This window comes from Globicatella sp. PHS-GS-PNBC-21-1553 (genome assembly GCF_033564055.1).
Classification (GTDB): Bacteria; Bacillota; Bacilli; order Lactobacillales; family Aerococcaceae; genus Globicatella; species Globicatella sulfidifaciens.
The window spans coordinates 1,687,910-1,705,800 of record NZ_CP085470.1; the positions used below are offsets into that span (position 1 = coordinate 1,687,910).

The 17,891-nt window shown below is 37.6% G+C and carries 18 protein-coding genes and 3 tRNA genes; all 21 read left to right on the top strand.

Annotated elements, in window-relative coordinates; genetic code table 11:
• Positions 1–2: 2 nt before the first annotated feature.
• On the top strand, positions 3–167 hold the full coding sequence (locus LB888_RS08180; protein ID WP_318752545.1) for a hypothetical protein: 165 nt from the start codon (positions 3–5) through the stop codon (positions 165–167).
• 11 nt (positions 168–178) lie between these two features.
• Positions 179–715 carry a hypothetical protein gene (locus LB888_RS08185; protein ID WP_318752546.1) on the top strand — a complete coding sequence of 179 codons (537 nt, stop codon included), beginning with the start codon at positions 179–181 and terminating at the stop codon, positions 713–715.
• Complete coding sequence (locus LB888_RS08190) at positions 712–1,032, top strand: phage head closure protein (RefSeq protein ID WP_318753970.1); 321 nt, start codon at positions 712–714, stop codon at positions 1,030–1,032. Before LB888_RS08185 ends, LB888_RS08190 begins: the two co-directional genes overlap by 4 nt.
• A gap of 2 nt (positions 1,033–1,034) precedes the next feature.
• Entirely contained in the window at positions 1,035–1,427 is a 393-nt protein-coding gene (locus LB888_RS08195; RefSeq protein ID WP_318752547.1) for a hypothetical protein, read from the top strand.
• The gene (locus LB888_RS08200; protein WP_318752548.1) at positions 1,420–1,824 is read left to right on the top strand and encodes an HK97-gp10 family putative phage morphogenesis protein; all 405 of its coding nucleotides are present in this window, start codon (positions 1,420–1,422) and stop codon (positions 1,822–1,824) included. Before LB888_RS08195 ends, LB888_RS08200 begins: the two co-directional genes overlap by 8 nt.
• 15 nt (positions 1,825–1,839) lie before the next feature.
• The gene (locus LB888_RS08205; protein WP_318752549.1) at positions 1,840–2,430 is read left to right on the top strand and encodes a hypothetical protein; all 591 of its coding nucleotides are present in this window, start codon (positions 1,840–1,842) and stop codon (positions 2,428–2,430) included.
• A gap of 16 nt (positions 2,431–2,446) precedes the next feature.
• Complete coding sequence (locus tag LB888_RS08210) at positions 2,447–2,848, top strand: hypothetical protein (RefSeq protein ID WP_318752550.1); 402 nt, start codon at positions 2,447–2,449, stop codon at positions 2,846–2,848.
• 14 nt (positions 2,849–2,862) lie between these two features.
• On the top strand, positions 2,863–3,168 hold the full coding sequence (locus tag LB888_RS08215) for a hypothetical protein (RefSeq protein ID WP_318752551.1): 306 nt from the start codon (positions 2,863–2,865) through the stop codon (positions 3,166–3,168).
• Positions 3,155–5,188: a phage tail tape measure protein gene (locus tag LB888_RS08220; protein ID WP_318752552.1), complete on the top strand. Its 2,034-nt coding sequence runs from the start codon at positions 3,155–3,157 to the stop codon at positions 5,186–5,188. Before LB888_RS08215 ends, LB888_RS08220 begins: the two co-directional genes overlap by 14 nt.
• Positions 5,181–6,902 (top strand): distal tail protein Dit, encoded by a 1,722-nt coding sequence (locus tag LB888_RS08225; protein WP_318752553.1) that lies wholly within the window; start codon positions 5,181–5,183, stop codon positions 6,900–6,902. Before LB888_RS08220 ends, LB888_RS08225 begins: the two co-directional genes overlap by 8 nt.
• A gap of 1 nt (position 6,903) precedes the next feature.
• Complete coding sequence (locus LB888_RS08230; RefSeq protein ID WP_318752554.1) at positions 6,904–8,469, top strand: phage tail spike protein; 1,566 nt, start codon at positions 6,904–6,906, stop codon at positions 8,467–8,469.
• A 14-nt stretch (positions 8,470–8,483) separates the two neighbouring features.
• Entirely contained in the window at positions 8,484–14,546 is a 6,063-nt protein-coding gene (locus tag LB888_RS08235) for a glucosaminidase domain-containing protein (RefSeq protein WP_318752555.1), read from the top strand.
• Positions 14,543–14,713, top strand: coding sequence for a hypothetical protein (locus tag LB888_RS08240; RefSeq protein ID WP_318752556.1), 171 nt, complete (start codon positions 14,543–14,545; stop codon positions 14,711–14,713). The genes LB888_RS08235 and LB888_RS08240 overlap by 4 nt, the downstream gene beginning before the upstream one ends.
• A complete protein-coding gene (locus tag LB888_RS08245; protein ID WP_318752557.1) occupies positions 14,694–15,119 on the top strand; it encodes a hypothetical protein in 426 nt (141 codons plus the stop codon). Before LB888_RS08240 ends, LB888_RS08245 begins: the two co-directional genes overlap by 20 nt.
• Before the next feature lie 4 nt (positions 15,120–15,123).
• Positions 15,124–15,270 (top strand): hypothetical protein, encoded by a 147-nt coding sequence (locus tag LB888_RS08250; RefSeq protein WP_318752558.1) that lies wholly within the window; start codon positions 15,124–15,126, stop codon positions 15,268–15,270.
• Between the two features lie 40 nt (positions 15,271–15,310).
• Positions 15,311–15,604 carry a hypothetical protein gene (locus LB888_RS08255; protein WP_318752559.1) on the top strand — a complete coding sequence of 98 codons (294 nt, stop codon included), beginning with the start codon at positions 15,311–15,313 and terminating at the stop codon, positions 15,602–15,604.
• Between the two features lies 1 nt (position 15,605).
• Positions 15,606–15,896 carry a hypothetical protein gene (locus LB888_RS08260; RefSeq protein WP_318752560.1) on the top strand — a complete coding sequence of 97 codons (291 nt, stop codon included), beginning with the start codon at positions 15,606–15,608 and terminating at the stop codon, positions 15,894–15,896.
• Positions 15,889–17,316, top strand: a complete 1,428-nt coding sequence (locus tag LB888_RS08265; RefSeq protein WP_318752561.1) for a glucosaminidase domain-containing protein — start codon at positions 15,889–15,891, stop codon at positions 17,314–17,316. Before LB888_RS08260 ends, LB888_RS08265 begins: the two co-directional genes overlap by 8 nt.
• A 265-nt stretch (positions 17,317–17,581) precedes the next feature.
• Positions 17,582–17,654: transfer RNA gene (locus tag LB888_RS08270), tRNA-Met, on the top strand.
• Positions 17,655–17,656: 2 nt separating this feature from the next.
• Positions 17,657–17,729, top strand: a tRNA-Asp gene (locus LB888_RS08275).
• Positions 17,730–17,734: 5 nt separating this feature from the next.
• Positions 17,735–17,805 (top strand) — tRNA-Gly (locus LB888_RS08280).
• Positions 17,806–17,891 lie beyond the last annotated feature (86 nt).

Consider the following 17,891-nt stretch of genomic DNA (forward strand, 5'->3'; position numbering starts at 1 on the left):
AAATGGCTAAATTTAAAGTGTTAAAAGAATTAAACAATGCTAAAGGCAAAGGGAAATTAAAAGTAGGCGACATTATCGAACGTACAGTAGCCGAAGTTGAAGTCTTTGAAAAAACATGGGGGAAAGACTATGTAGAGAGAGTGGTTGAACCTAAACCAAAAAAATAAGGAGACTAATCATGATTATCAGTTTAGAAGAAGCACAAGCAATTAGCCTTGATATTAAAGAACAAGATATTTTAGCTTTACAACAAGTGATTATCGACTACACCAACAACCATTTTAGAACAAACATTTATGAAGAAATTCAACAAATTGATGATGGAGGATTGATGATTGAGCATACAAATCAATTCTTAGCTGACGATATTGTAGAAATTGAGGGAACGACTTTTGAAGATGGGGTGGCTATCGTTAGAGAAGTTTCAGGCACTCACCTTAAAATTGATTTATCGGGTCGTGGTGACTTTCCAATCGATATCAACACAAAGGCTAAGGTATATTTAATCAAATTTCCTTTAGATGTCAAACTCGGTGCAGTAGATGTGTTAAAAAATAAAATAAAAGCCATGAACAAAACGGGAATAAAAAGTGAATCAATAGGCAGAATGAGTATTACTTATGCGAATGTATCAGAATTTCAAGACAGCATTTATGGGATTGATGCAGCTTATTTTAGCTTTTTAGATCCATACAGAAAGTTTAATTGGACATGATACAAACCTTTAAAGCACAAGCCGGAACAGTAACGCCTGATGGCTTTGGCGGACAAATAACGGTCTGGAATGATGCTATTTATAATATTAAAGGATATTTAGATATGTTGACTGGTTCAGACAGAAATCAAAGTGAAAACGCAGTAACTGAACGGTCAACCCATGTGTTAATTATTCCGGAAATGAGAAATGACTTAAACGACAAAATGCGAATTGTGGATTCGAACGGTCGTGCTTATTTAATTGAATATGTCGATGACCCTGTTGGTGTTGGTCATCATTTAGAAGTTTATTTAACTTATGATAAGGAGGTTTAGAGATGGATATTAAAGCAGTGATTCATCAAATTTTAAGTGGTATTGAACCTAATTGTCATTATGAGGTAAACAAAGCGCTTCATGTGGTTTATCCTTACACAACTTATTTATTAACGTTTGAGCGGATTGATTTATATACCGAAGGTATTTACATTGATTTGCAAATTTTTGATCATTCAACTTCTTTAGTAAAGCTTTATGAAGTAGAGAAACGCTTAAAAAATGTATTAAATAACACGACAAAACAAACGCCGGCCGGATTCTTAACCTTTAAATTTATTCGTTCGAATTCTGTTAAGACGGGCGATGAAACGATTAAACGGTTAGATATTCAGTTTTATGTTTACGCTAACCGCTTTGAAATCGAACCACCAAGGATTGATGATAATGAGTAAATTTATCAACAATCAAAAATATTTCAAAGGTAAATTGAAAGATGCTGCCATTCAGTTCTTAATGGAAGGGGCAGAATTAGTTGAAGCATCGCAAAAGGCTTTATCACCGGTTGATTTAGGAGCGTTAAGAGACAGCGTTGGTAATAATATAGATGAACGTTCTTTAACAGCTCAAATCGGTTCAAACTCTGAATATGCAATCTTCGTTAATAAAGGAACAGGAGAGTTTGCTGAAAACGGTATGGGACGTAAAGGCGGTTGGTCTTATCAAGATCAACAAGGTCAATGGCATTTTACTAAAGGACAGAAGCCACAACCGTTTATAGAACAATCATTTAAACAAAATAAAACAAATATTCAATCGCTTGCAAAAAATATCTTTAAAAATATTAAATAGAAAAGAGGAAAATAGATGGCAAAATTACCACAAACAACTTATACCGCTGACTCACCACAAAGCTTTATTACAGGGGCTGGTATTATTGTTTATGATTTTGATATTAAAAAATTAACATTTAACACATTTGGTGCGACGAATGGTGCGAAAGTTGAATTGAAAACAAACTTAACACAATTAGAAATTGATGGTATTTTATCAACCCCAGTTGGGGGAGACATTATAGAATCTGCTGAAGGTACCATGGAAGTTAATCTTTTAGAGGGAACCCTAGAGAATATTAAAATGGCCTTAATTGGTGCAGATTTAACGATTGAAGGAGTAACGGGAGTAAAAGCCATTCGTCCTAAGGGACGCGTGGAAGTAGCTGATTATATTAAAGGTTTGGCTCATATTTCCACTTTGCAAAATGGGGATAAATTAGTCATTGTATTTGATAATGCTATTCCTACCGAAGGTTTATCATTAGAACCTAAAGATGGCGAAACGAATGCTTTAATTGTGAAATTTAGTGCGCGCGCAAATGCGGATTCGATTGATGATGCTTCATTACCAGTGACGGTCTATAATCTTCCTAAAGATTATCAACCAAATCCTAGTTTATAAAAGGTGGTTAAAATAGATGACATTAAGAATTAGAACATTGACGTTTGATGATTTTATGGGGTTATTAGACTTAGCTAATAAGATTAATATTATTGAACCAATTGAAGATATTTTGTCTGGTAAATACCGAGATAATATTATTCAAATGGTGAAAAATCAACAAAACAACTCTGAGTCAGAGACCAGCGAAGTAGAACAAGTGGGTTTTTCGATTATTACTGAAATCGCAAAGTTATTTATCACTAAAATTCCGACACATAAAGAAGCTATTTATGGTTATTTAGCACAGATTACTAATTCAGAATTATCAGATATTGAAACATTACCAATGGTAGATGCTTTTTCGTTAATAAATGATTTTTTTACATCGGAAGACTTCAAGAAACTTGGAAAATTATACGCTCAGTTCAAAAAATAGGAAAATTTAGACTTTTGGATATTTTAGGAAAACGCTACGGAAATATTCAAAGTCTATTTTTTTATGTTTCATGGGATGAAATTTCTGATTTCTTAATATTTGTAATGGAAGAAGTAAATGAAGATGAGATTAAAAATGTGTATCTATCAAATCCATTGCAACAGGAGTCTTATAAAGAATTTAAAGAACGAGTGATGAGGGACATAAAAAATCAATCACTGCCGAAGGAATTAAGAAATGCTCAAGCAGAATTGAATGCAATGAACTTAGATAATTGGTTTAAAGAGAGAGGGGGCGGTAATCGAAGTGAACGTATTTGAGATATTTGGGACGATTGGTCTTAAGGATGAAGCAACTAAAGGGTTGGATGGTGTTGTAGGCAAAGCACAAGACTCCAGTTCTAAATTAGTGAGTATTTTCAAAAAGACAGCAGCAGTGGTTGGGGCCGTGTTTGCTGTGGATAAAGCTATTAATTTTGGCAAGATGGCTGTTGAAGCCGCCGCAACTGCTCAAGCGACAGAAGCGCAGTTTCAACAAGTATTCTCTGGTATCGAAAAAGAAGCACAAAAAGGATTAAACAAAGTAGCTAAAGATGTTGGATCATTGCCAAACAGAATAAAACCCGCATTCAATCAAATCGCAGCTTTCGCAAAAGTAACCGGAATGGATGCGAGCGAATCTTTATCATTTGCTGAAAGAGCGACAAGAGCAGCTGCGGATTCAGCAGCATGGTATGACCAATCCATCGAACAAACGACCGAAACCCTAAAGTCATACTTGAAAGGTAACTATCAAGTAGCAGATAACCTAGGTATCTTGTCAACAGAAACAACACGTAATGCAGCTGCAACGGAATTATTTGGACAAAAGTTCAAAGATTTATCCGGATTGCAACAACAAGAAGTCTTATTAAAGATGTACGAAGATGCCAACAGAGTTTCTGGGGCGATGGGTCAAGCAGCGCGTGAAGCGGACGGATGGGAAAATGTTATGGGTAACTTAAAATCAGCATGGGAAAACTTCCTCGCTGTAGTGGGTGCACCATTATTAAGTATGCTCATCCCTATTATGCAAGGATTAACCGATAAAATGCAAAAATTTGCAGAATGGGTACCAACTGCGCAAAAAGCTTTATCTGATTTTTGGGATGAATTTACTAATTCGACACTGGTTCAGTCGGCTATAGATGTCTTTAATTTATTTAAAGATGCTGTAAAAGACTTATTAGATAATTTTTTACAATCTGAAGGATTTTCAAACTTTAATGACTTATTGGTTAGTTTTAAAGATACTATTTTAGATATCGATTTAACCGATTTATTAGATAAATTACAACAATTTATTGAAAAATGGGGGCCATTAATTGCCGGTATATTTGGTGCTATTATTGCTTTCCAAGTGATTATGAGTGTAATTGCAATCGTCCAAGGGGTGATTAGTGGATTATCATTGGCTATTGCATTCTTAACAAGCCCAATTGGTTTAGTCGTCCTAGCGATTGGTGCCTTAATAGCCGCCGGAGTGTGGCTATGGCAAAACTGGGAAACATTGGGTCCGCAACTAACTAAAGTGTGGAATGATGCAAAGCAGTGGATATCTAATGCTATCCAAGGAATAATTGACTGGTTTATCAAGCTTTGGACAGATGGAAGTAAATACGTTTCTGATTTAGCAAGTGATGTAACGAAATGGTTTACCGATATGTGGAATAAGGCGAACCAAAAAGCGACAGATATTTATAATAGTGTGGCTGAATGGTTTGGTAAAATTCCAGGTAAAATAAAAGAAAAATGGAACGAAGCCGTTAAGTTTCTCGAAGGCATTAACTTGTTTGAGATTGGTCAAAATATTGTTCAAGGATTGTGGGACGGTATTGCTAATATGTGGGACGGGTTAATGAATTGGTTCGGGGAAAAAGTAGGCGGATTAGTCGATAAAGCGCAAAGTGCTTTATCTATTTTTTCACCATCACGTAAAATGCGTGATTTAGTTGGACGTATGATTCCTAGAGGGATTCAAGTAGGTGCTGAAGAAGAATTTCCAGCGTTAGAACGGTCGGTTGAAGATAACTTAAACAAATTAACGGATATTCGCCCGATGATCAATGGTCATATTGGTGTGGATACGCGAATGTTACAATCTCGAGATGATACCAATTATTTCTTAATGGAGGCCATGGATATCATAATTCGTTTATTAGAGAAAATATCCAATAAAACGACAGTCGTAGAGATGAACGGTCGTATCGTCGCTGAAGAAGTCCGCCAACCATTGAATGAACTAAATGAACTATATAACAATCGTCAAACACGTATCAGAGGAGGGGAAGGCTATGCTTAAAGTTTATTTTGATGATTTCGAAATCAGTCGATACTGTGAGATTATCAGTGCTTTCCCGGTTGTGTCTGATATTGACGGACATATAGAAATGAAAATTGAAATTGCTATGGTCGATAACGTCATGCAGAACTTAGATATGTTAAATCGTATTTTGCATACGAAAGAGCCTAAGAAATTAGTCATTAGTGACTATCCCGATCGTTATTTAATGTGTAAATTATCTGGTGGTATTAAACCGTCCAGTCGTTTCTTTATGGCACAAATGACCTTAACATTCGTATCAGAACACAACTATTGGAGTTCGTCATTAGGTGAAATCGTGGTTGATGCTGACAGTAACGGTAAGTTCGAAATAAACAATCGGGGTACTGCTCCTGCAATTCCTAAATTTGAAATAGACTTTGAATCAGAATCAGGATTCTTAAGCATTGTAGCACCAAACGGTTTTATAGCTTTAGGCGACAAGGAACAACAAGACCGCATTGAACTACCACAGATGCAAGTAGCATTGAACGAAGAAATGCACGAAGCAGACATGAGTGACTGGACTAAATTAACAAGTGATAGTCATGCAAATGGTCTATGGGTGCCTGATTACAATAAGTTAAGTTTAACCACAGGTAAACCTGCATTTGACCAGTGGGGCATACGCTTAACGAAATCAGCTAGTCCTAAATCAGGTTATTACTGGAATTGCTATGCCTATACTAAAGATTTAGCGAAACTGCCAGAAGTGCATCAGTTAACTAACTTTAAATTACAATCAAGAGTTTCTATGGTTGACCAATCAGGTACTACGAAGAATACTGGCATGTATTTAATCGTATTAATGGACAGTGATAACAAACCTATCGTTACTACCTCCATTTACAACGTTGATGCCAACTCAAACGCTGTTACTGTCACTGCTAAACGAAATAATTTTAGTGGTGGAGCGAACAATAGTTCTGAAATTATCCACACTGCTACATTTCCAAATGGTTTTAACGGAAGTATTCAGATGATACGTGAATATAGCGTATTTACATGGGTATTTGATAGCGGTCGTGATCAAATAGTCTATAAAACTGGTTCACAAATCGAGAAATTTATCGTCGGTTCTACTGTATACATCAAGAACTCAGCAAGATTTGGATATGGTCATGATGGCTCTCAACACAGTATTCAAGGTTTTACAAGAGGTAGAGCTAATAAGGTCACTAATACCAGAACACACAAAGGCAAGAAACAATACCTTATTTCATATAGTGGTGTACCTATCTACTGGATGAATGAAGAGGATTTAACCGCTAATGCAAGTGGTGTTGGGTCAACTGTTAAACAATCAGTTCAACGCAATCAACAATCTAGTAAGTTTAGTGTAGAAGATGGCAAATTAGCCGCTTTGACACCAACTAAAGTATTGATTGTAGGCGGAACGTGGGATGCCACCAATCCATTCACAGGCGCTAACTTAACGTCATGTGTAGTTCACAGATTAAATTCGGGTTCAAAATTCAAAGAAGTGACGAACACATTTCAACCTGGCGATAAGCTAATCGTGGATAATAACACCGGCGAAATCTTATTAAATGGATTGACTTTCCAAGGCTTGCATGATGTAGATTCTCGTTTCTTTGATGTTGAATATGGACTGAATGATATTCAACTTAAAACAAGCGATTGGGCGACCGTGCCAAAAGCTAAAATGACATTCATTGAAAGGTTTAGATAATATGAAAAGTATTGAAATTTTAGATAAAGACTTTCATCGATTGGCTTTTGTCGATAACAATACCGAGAACGGTCTGCATTTTACAGATGATAAATTGTCAACTTCTATCGAGGGTGGTATCTACACTCTCGATATTATTTTTGAGAAAAACACACCACAGCATATTCATGTGAAAGAAGGAAACTATATCACATTCCTTAATCGTCAAGGTGTGCGCATACTTGCCACTATCATGCAAGTGGATGATAACGCACGTTTAAAACGTGTGTATGCAGAAGATACATCGTTGAACTTGATTAATAAAGTTGTGGGGAAAGTTGAAAAACCAAACACACCGCAACCTATATCGTGGTATTTTGACATAATGCTGAAGGGAACCGGTTGGGAATTAGGAAAGAATGAATCAACCGATAAAATCGCATTAGAATTTAGCAGTTCAGAAACTTTACTATCGAGAATTAAGAAAGTGTGTAAGGAATTCAAAGTGGAATTCTACTTTGAAACGATTTTAGACACACCGGGCGAACCTGATTTTAAAGTGCATATCGTCAAGCAACGTGTTGAAGGTGATGCCGGCTTTAGGTTAAGTTCTGATGATTTCTTAGAAGGCATTCAACGGAAAACCAATATTGATAATATCGTGACAAAAGTCATCATGGAGATGAAACCGAAGGAAGCAACGGCAACAGCACCGGAAACAACACCGGCGCCATCTGTCAGTCCTGGTAAGGCCACACCGTCCTCAATACATCAAGAAATGATTGAAAAGATGATTAAGTGGTTTAAAGATCGCGAGGGGAAAGTCTATTACGACATGGGCGCTAGAAGTGGTCCACGGTCTTATGACTGCTCATCCGCTGTTTATTCTGCTCTATTCTATGCAGGATTTAAACCAAACATTAACCATTTGGGGTCAACTGTAAATTTATGGACTGACATTGGCCAAGATAAGTTAATGGTTCAAATTGACCGTTCACAGGCTCAACGTGGAGACTTATTCCTATCTGGTCCAAAAGGAGCTGCATCAGGTGGACGATACGGCCATACTGGTGTTTTTGTAAGCAACAATCAAATTATCCACTGTAATGCGCATGATAACGGTATTACGACAACACCAGTTTCAGGTCGAAGTGGTGAGCCGCTCTATGTATTCCGTTTAAACAACAAAGCAAGTCAACCAGTGACGGATATCGATAGCAAAACTGAACAGGCTGTTCAACGTGCCTTATCTTTCGTTGGAAAAACTCCATATGTATGGGGTGGTGTGACGACAAATGGTTGGGACTGTTCAGGTATCGTGTATGAGGTATACCGTCATGCCGGATTTAATATTAACCACAGATGCACGACGGCCACTATTCAAGCGCAACAATCGCCATTTAGAAAGATTAGTGCAAGTGAAGCTAGACGTGGCGATTTGGTAATTCAACATAATGGTGGGCATGTGGCTATTCTATTAGGCACTCCAACAAGTGGAAAAGGAATAGTACATGCAGCAACACCGCAATTAGGAACTATTACACAAACAGCTATCACGAATGTCAATGGCTATTATCGAGTAATGTAGAAAGGAGGCAATAAATGAGTAAAACACAATTTATTAATGCCGTAAAGAACGGTGCTATTAGCGGTTGGCATAAACATAAGATATTGCCGTCCATTTCTATCGCCCAAGCCATTTTAGAAAGTGGTTGGGGTGGTTCTGACTTATCAAAAGCGCCAAATTACAACTTGTTTGGAATTAAAGCAAGTGACGATTGGGCAGGCGAAGTCGTTAACATGCCTACGCAAGAATGGTCACAAAGCAAAGGGTACTATTGGATTAGAGCAAATTTCAGAAAGTACAATTCGTGGGATGAGTCGATTGAAGATCATAGTGCTTTCTTCACTAACACGCCTTGGCGAAAACAAAACTATGCACGAGTAATTGGCGAAAAAGATTATAAAGTGGCCGCTAAAATGCTAAGAGAGTGTGGATATGCTACAGATATTGAATACCCTAATAAGCTAATCAGAATTATAGACCAATACAACTTAACACAGTATGACCGTATTGCATTTGAAGGTGGTATTACGAATACAACAACACCACCAACGAATACAATGAGTCCTGATTATTATTTGCGGAAAACAGTAGGGGATTCACTTTCATCAGGTTCAGAAGCGACCGCTAAACATATTGATGTGACTTTCATCGGAGATTCCTTATTAGTAGGAACAGAACCTAAGTTAAAACGGTTCAAATGGAAGAAAGCTAATTACAATGCTAAAGGTTCAAGACAATGGACACATACAGATGTCGAATTAAATGCAATCGAGCAACTTAAAACCATGTTGGCCAATGGTCAAGTCCATAACTATGTTGTGTTTGTTCTAGGTACCAATAGAGGGGTTACAGCTGATGAAATTAAGCAAGCTGTTGACCTATGTGGTGCAGGTCGCAAGATTTTATTAGTCGATACATTATCGGAAGTGGCTCATAGAGAAGCAGTGACTCAAGCCTATAAGCAAGCATCAGAGCAATATTCCAATGTGTTCTATGGTGATTGGTCACGTTATTCAAAACTTAGAATGGACGACAATTATTATAAAGACGGTCCGAATGGCGAACGCATCCACATGACACCGATTGGATATGAAAGACATGCTAACTTTATCATGCACGCCTTATATCAAATGTACAACTATGGGAATACAAGTGGCACTCCAAAGAATATGCGTTCGGTAGCTGATATTGAGTATGATGACGGTATCTTTACCTCACCGATTGGTGAAACAATTATTTACAATAAGAAGTTAAATGACCAATTTTCTTTTAAATCAAAAAAGGGGTCTGTGTTGTGGATTGAAAAAGTGCTTCAAACAGATAAAGAAGACCCACAAGAAGCAATAGCTGAAGGTGTGGCTTACATGAAAGAACACGCACATCCCGCAGTACATTACACCGTTAAATTAAAGGAACTACCAGATACTGTATCAATTGGTGATACAGGAATCTTCATTGACCATGAATTTAACCCACCGTTAGCAATCGAAGCTAGAATCTTAAATATTACGACATCCGAAACTAACAAGAATGCCAATACCGTCACAATTGGTAACGTGAAGGAATTATTCCCACAATCAAAAGAAGATATTTTAGCGTTGCAACAACAGTTACAGGCAACTCGAGAAGAACTTCTGACACAAGCATACTTAGATGATGTGTATGAAGTTAAAATTGAATCTTCAAACGGTCTGGCATTAGCAGGTGGTGCGGAAGGATTTGGTAAGGATTTAATTGAGAAAGTTGAAGGTAATACTTTCTACATAAGAAAACCTAAAAGCTTATCAAACGGATTTAAAATTAAAGGTAAAATCGACGACAAACATTTAATCAATCGTCATGACGGATTAGTAGCTGATAGTTTAACGAATCCAATTGACTTTAATCCTGATTATGAGAACCCACAAGGTTCCGATACTGCCTATCCATTAAAGCCTTTTGATAGTCACGAATTAGAAGTGTCTGATTTTACCGCTACATTTTACGATGAATCCGGCGGAGTGATTAGCACTTATAAAGTACCGATCTACTTAGATGGGAACTTTAATTTACCTGTAAAATTCGAACGAGCTCCACACACTATGAAGATTACATCGGATGTGGATATAACATTTGATTATATTTTAGTATTCGAAGAGTATCTATCAGTAGAAGAAGATGAAACCACTGAATTAACGGCTCGTGTGTTTAAAAACGGGGTTGAAATCACTGATGAAATCGACCACTTTAGCTGGACTAAAGTAAGTAGTGACGGACGAGAAGATGAAGGTTGGAAAGATTTAAATAAATTCAATCAAACCAATAAAATCACGATAAAAGCAAGTGATCTAAAAGACTTTGAATCTCGTTTTAACGTGAAAGCTTTTGATAAACAAATTGAAGAATTAATTGCATCGAATGGTGTCACTATTAAGAATCAAATTTCACCTGCTATAGCAGCTGCTAAAGCTGAAGCAGAACGAATGGATGCCGAAATCAAAAAAGAAATCGACACCGTTTTAGACCGTTTCGACACCGAACGCACCGAAACCGAGCAAGCAATCAATGAAGCTTTGGAAAGTGCGAAGGCAGAAGCTGAACGATTAGACGAAGAACGACAACAAGCGATTGATACTAAAATGCAAGAAGTGAATAAGAAACAATCCACACTTGAACAATCAATCGCAACCGCGGAACAGAATGCACAATCGGCATTGCAGAAAGCTGGGGCAAGTGAGAGCTTGGCTAAGACAGCGAAAGAAGTTAGTGAGAATGCGTTAGCGAACATAGGAACGGTAAGTACCGAACTTAGTGAAGTTAAAACACAAGCCAGTGACAGTTTGATTAAAGCACAAGAAGCATTGGACGCAACTGGAACGTTAAGTACGCAAGTACAGTCGTACGAGGAAACCGTTGATGGTTACAAGTCGGAAGTTGCTAATTATAGTCTCACCAACGAAACCTTGACAGCTAGGGTCAATAGCTACGAGGAGACGGTTGATGGATATAGTCAATCTTTAACAAGAGTTGAGGGGAAGTTTGATAATTTAGAAATTGGGGGAATGAACCTATTATATAATAGTGGAAATTTCATCGATAATTATGATGGTTGGGAAAGCAATGGTGGCGGTATATCTATTGACAGCAGTAACAAGTATAGAGGGTATAACACCATCAAAACAGAATTCAGCCTTGGTATAAGATCTAATAAATGGTATAGATTAGAGAATAATGTGGTATATACTTATTCGGCAGTGATTAAATCAGACGTCGCATTTCCACATTCATATTCAGTCCCGTTGCACTATTGGTCTGGATTTAATGAGGTTAACCAAGGAAAAATAACCTTTCTTGGTGGGGACACATCCTACACAAATAGTGACCTTGGAAAATTTAAAAAGTTATGGGTAACATTTAAACTAATAGGCGATGCAAATTCATTTAAACCTTATATATATGGTGAGGGTTCTATCCCTTCTGGAACCGTTAATATTGCTTACATTAAGTTGGAAAAAGGGAATAAACCAACTGACTGGTCGCCATCTGCAGAGGATATGGTTAATAATAGTGACTTTACCGTCTATCAAAACCAAGTCAAATCCACGACAGATGAACATACACGTAGATTGACTGCACTTACAGAAGATGGGGGTCGTATAAGTAAGGTTGAGCAAAAAGCAGACAGTATTCAGAGAAGTTTGTCTGATTATGCTCAAACTACTTATGTCGATACAAAAATCACAGAAAAAGCTGGTGAAATCACCACTAATCTTTCAAAGGTTGAAACGTTGGCGAGCAACGGTTTAAAAGGTAGAAATTTACTTGTCACTAGAGGTGCTATATCAAAATCATATTTAGGAGGGTCAGAAACATACCCTAACCCTTCACCTGATAATTCCGGATATGGTACGGATACTTCGATTGTATTAATACCCGTTCAAGCTGGGGAAAAATACACATTGTCGAAAATTACTGGTAACACTCAATATTTTAGAATTTCATTCTTAGATGAAAACAAAAATTATGTCAACAGAATAACTTCGTCTTTAGATAAACAAACTATCACAATACCCGAACGTTCTCGTTTCATGTGGGTTTCATATCCTAGCAATGCAAAACCTATGATTGAACTTGGTAGCGAAAAATCTGAATATCAAGAAGCGTATGACGATAGGGTATCTTCTGTCGAATTCCAAACCGTAAAAGAAACAACCAGTCTGTACGAACGATTATTTGGTAAAACAGAGAATAATATTTTAACCAACGTGTCCCGTATGGCTATGACAAGTGACCTGTTTCAAGTTGCAGTGGGCGATATCGGGAATCTAGTAAAAAACGGAAACTTTAGAGATGGCTCAACGTACGGTTGGGATATTGATCGTAATCGATTAAATAACTCAGACGTAAGGGCTAATGGTTGGTATGCTACAACAAAAGTAAGGGATACCTACGCCACTTATGAAGTCGATGTCGTTCCAAACGAAACGTTGAATGTTGAATTTAGAGCGTGGAGTCCTAGTTCTCAGCCATTTACGGTCGGATTTAGATTTTATGATCAGTATGGGGAGCATGTAGTATGGGCAGGTATGCCGTCAGTTAACTTGACAACAACCCCAACTGTCTACCGAGGTACATTCAAAGTGCCAGATAAAGCTGTTAAAGGTATACCATGGGTAAGCATTCAAAAATCATCCGATTTTGACATGGTATGGTTTAATAATGTACGTATAAGCAGGAATCCTTCAGTTGACCAAGTGAACAGTCGGTTCACTCAAACTCGAGAAGCGATTAGTCTAGGACTGTACGGAGTTAAAGACGCAATCTCTGAAGTAGGTATCGTAAAAGATGGTGTGAGAATTAAAGGTAACTTAATCACGCTTGACGGAAAAGTAAATATGACTTCAGGTTTCATCGTTCCAGAAGGTAATATCGGCAATCTATCAGCAAAGAAGATAACATCAGGAACTATCGACACCGCAAGGCTAAACTCCGCTGATATTGTCACGAAAGGCTTAACCTCAAATGTCGTTAAATCGGAACACATTTTAGCGAATGAAGCCTTATTCACTAAGTTATTCACTGATGATTTAGCCACTGAAAAACTTGCAACCAAACAAGCATGGATTAAATCTTCCATGATTGGGGACGCTCAAATCGGTACTGCTCAAATTGGGCAGATAGATGCAGGAACTGGTAAAATCGTTAACATTGATGCTCAATATATTACAGCTAACCACGCTCAATTAGTTTCTGCAGGATTTCAAGGTATGAACAGTAATATGCATATTGACGGTGGTGCTATCCGTATTCAAAATACAGCTGGCGATTTTGCCACCATGAACGCTATTCCCGAATTCCGTTCGCAAGATAGTTTAGGAACTGCCGCTATCATGGGTAAAGGTCGTTCGCAATATTATAGCAACAACCAATCTCGATTCTACATTGGAAGTAGTTTAAACGGGGATGAATATAACGGAAGTGTCGTACATGGTGTGCATATCTCGAAAGGTCAAACGTGGGGTATTTATCGCCAATCTGATGCGTTTGGTGGTACTCCGGCTCAATACTTTAAAACGCCTGCTGGTTGGGGTGCAGTACAAGTCATAGAGGAACTTATGCGTACCGGAAAAATCGTTAATAATTTCAGTCAGGCATCAGCGTTAATTCGTGGATTGAACGGTTGGGGCAACTCATTCCCGGTCTTACAACCGGGTGACATGGTCATGTATCAAGCAGCAGTGGCTGGAAACTCATCAGGTATCGAGCGTATATGGACTATGGGCAACTCATCAAATGGTAGCACACGAACCTACTCACACGTCCATCATGTGTTTGAAGGTGGTACGACTGGAGTATCTGATGCAAGATTAAAACATGATATTAAACCAACTGACATTAAAGCACTTGACCATATTGCTGATTTATCATTCAAGCAATTCAAGTGGAATCGAAATGATAAATTAGAGCCATTAGGTTTAATCGCACAAGAAAGTGGGATTTTAAGAGTGCCTGATGAAGAAATGGAAGGTATTGACCTACAAAGAGCCATGATGCTGGCATTAAAAGGTATACAAGAATTATCACAAAAAGTACAAAAACTGGAGGAACAATTAAAATGAAACATTTAGAAATGACGGTTGAAGAGCTAGCAATTAAGCTGGCACAGGCAATGGTGGATAAAAATAACATTTTGGTGGTAGCACAAGAACTGCAACAAGAAAATGAACAATTGAAAGCACGTATTAAAGAATTGGAGGAACAACAACATGATGAAAGTAACAAGTAGATATTGGGACGGTATTCAATATCGAGTAAGTATTCAAGATAACGAACCTGACTTAAATATTATATCTGTACGTTTTGACACTGATTTATCGGCATTGTCAGAAGTAGAACTAATTGACCAAGTCATGGAACAGTTCTATCGTGAAAGATATGAAGGTAAATTCATGTCAGAAGCTGTCGATACGGTAGAGCAAGTCAAAAAAGAAATGCTATCATTGGTTGAGAAATATAAAGCTATGGTGGCAGATGGTGAGTCAACGGTCAACAAGATTAAACAAGACTCTGAAGTCACACAAGGAAGCGTGATTGAAGCAACAGAAATGCTATTCGACCATGAGATGAGGTTAACGACACTTGAAGGTGATACGCATGAAGAAACTAATACAGAGATTGAAGGAGGTGAGTAAGTTGATGGCAATGTTAATGGCTTTAAATATCGTTGAAGGTCGATATACCTATGAACGTGTACCTTTCTTATTAAAAGATCAAGTAGACGAACAGTTATTAGTCATGGGGTACAAGATGGTAGATGGTGAATTAGTACCAGTAGAGGAGTAGGCCTAATCGCCTGCTCCTTTTATTTGAAAGGAGAGAATTGATGGGTGTAACATTAGAACAAATTGTCATTATAGCTGGAGGATTGATGACAATTATTAGTTTAGCTAAGTTGGTTGTAGAGCCTTTTAATCGAGCAATGAAACAAAATCAAACTGCAATGAAGTCACTTGAAAAATCAATTGATTCCTTATCTTTTGACTTAAAAGACTCTCAGCGTGACCGAGAAAATATCCACAAGGTGCTAGACCGTCACGAAATGCGAATTGGTAAAGCCGAGGATGCGATTATCGTTAACAATGAACGCATTGCAACACTTTCAGAAAGGGGTAAGTAAGTTGAATATATTAAATTTAGAAGGTAATAGCTTAGCGGTAGCATTAATCATCGCTATTTTTGTGGCTTTATTTGTAGAGCTGGTAAAACTTGTAGATAAAAAAGCCATTTTGACGTCAAACCTTATCAATCTTTTATCGTTATTGTTAGGGTGGTCTCTAGCTATGGTTGCCATGAAATTATTAGACGGTCAACTAGATGAGTTTACTTTTATCGGTTTAGGTGCCGGTGTTGCATCAAGTGGTATCTATGAGATTATAAAAAATATATTTGGGGTTAAGCGAGATGAATAACTTTATCGAAAAAATGGCACCTCTCTACAAAGCGGTGCCTTCTGCTTTACTTGTATCGGTTAGGCTTGCTCAAGCGATTGTTGAGTCAGGTTGGGGTCAAAGCGATTTAGCAGTTAATGCATTAAACTTTGCTGGGATAAAGTATAGTGAACCTTGGAAAGGTGATTATTATACCAAAACAACCAAAGAAGAAATCAATGGGGTATTAGTTGATGTTCCAGGAACAAAATTTAGAAAATACGATACTATTGAAGATTTTGTAAAAGACCACAGTAATTTTATCACTTCAACACCATGGCGGAAAAAGCACTATGCTGATGTGATAAATGCTACAACTTATCAAGGTCAATGTGCAGCGTTAACTAAAACATACGCAACAGATAGTAGTTATGGAGCAAAGCTAATTGAGACGATTGAACAAAATAATTTAACACAATATGATCAGGAGGAAGAAGTAATGTGGAAATATCCAAAAATTAAAGTATTAGATTTGTTTAGTAAATACACTGGTATTAATGGTAATCCAGTTGGACTGATTTATCATAATGATGCCGGCTCTCCGACAGGTTTGGGGTATGAAAATTGGCTTAGAAACTCAAGAGCAAATTCAGAAGCAAATGCAGCGATAGGTTTTGCTCATGAGTACACTTCAGAAGGGGAAATTTTACAAGTACAACCATTAAATGCGCCAGCTTGGGCAGCAGCTAACAGCTACTATAATAACAATTTTATGCACATTGAAATCTGTCAACAGCTATCAGTTAATGATGAAAAGTTTAAACAAAATGAGGAACAAGCTTTTATGCGAGGAGCTGAATTGTGTCATAAGTACGGTATTAAACCAGATAAAGCTACAATTAAACTTCATAGACAAGTGTCAAATAGAGGAACAGAATGTCCTAAGCGATCAGCTCAATTGCACGGTGGTTATGATAAAGTGCAAGAACATTTTATCGCACGTACGAAATATTACATGTCGCTGGGTAAAACTATGAAGGAAATGATTGATAAGTTAAATGGTGGGGCAAAAGTAGTTAGCGATAGTCGATATATCGAGTTAAGACCTTATTCTAGCAACGCTAAGGCTTTTGATAAGTTAGAAGTTGGCCAAAAGGTTACAATTCGTAAAGGACAGACGTTCTGGTATGATCCTCAAACTGGTAAAGGAATTAAACCAAGTGGAGACTTTACTGGAGATACCGATATCATTGAACGTGTAATGAACGTTGAAGTAGGTTATTCAAGAAGAGCTTATCTTCTAAAAGGTAAGTATTCATGGATTCTTGAGCAAGACTTGGTTGAGGCACGTAAATCATGGGAATCTGTGAAGGTTGATGATGAAGTACAGCCAACCATTCCTAAAGGTAAAGATTATGCATTTATTGATGGAAAATATTATGATGTGAGTTTAAGAAAGTAAAAAAATAAAAAAGAAAGGGATACTATATGTAGTGGTATATATCCTAAAGAGCCTACTCCGATATGGGGTAGGCTTATTTTTTGTGCAAAAAACAATCTAGTTAGGTGTGAAATAAATTAATTTTAAATTAGGGGTTTACAAAGTATACACTTATGATGTATACTAGCTTTTGTAATTAATTTTGCAGTAATTTTGCAATGAGGTTGTGAGATACTTGATAAATCAACAAAGTATAATCCCACATCCTCCTTATATATAATATTATCGCGGGGTGGAGAAGCTGGCATCTCGTCGGGCTCATAACCCGAAGGTCGTAGGTTCGAATCCTACCCCCGCAATTGGTTCCGTGGTGTAGGGGTTAACATGCCTGCCTGTCACGCAGGAGATCGCGGGTTCAAATCCCGTCGGGACCGTCGATGCGGGTGTAGTTTAGTGGTAAAACTACAGCCTTCCAAGCTGTTGTCGCGAGTTCGATTCTCGTCACCCGCTTCACGACTCACTTCGGTGAGTCTTTTTTTATGTCTTTGTCATTGTTTAGCGTTGAATAAACAAGGTATTTGTGGCATAATAATATT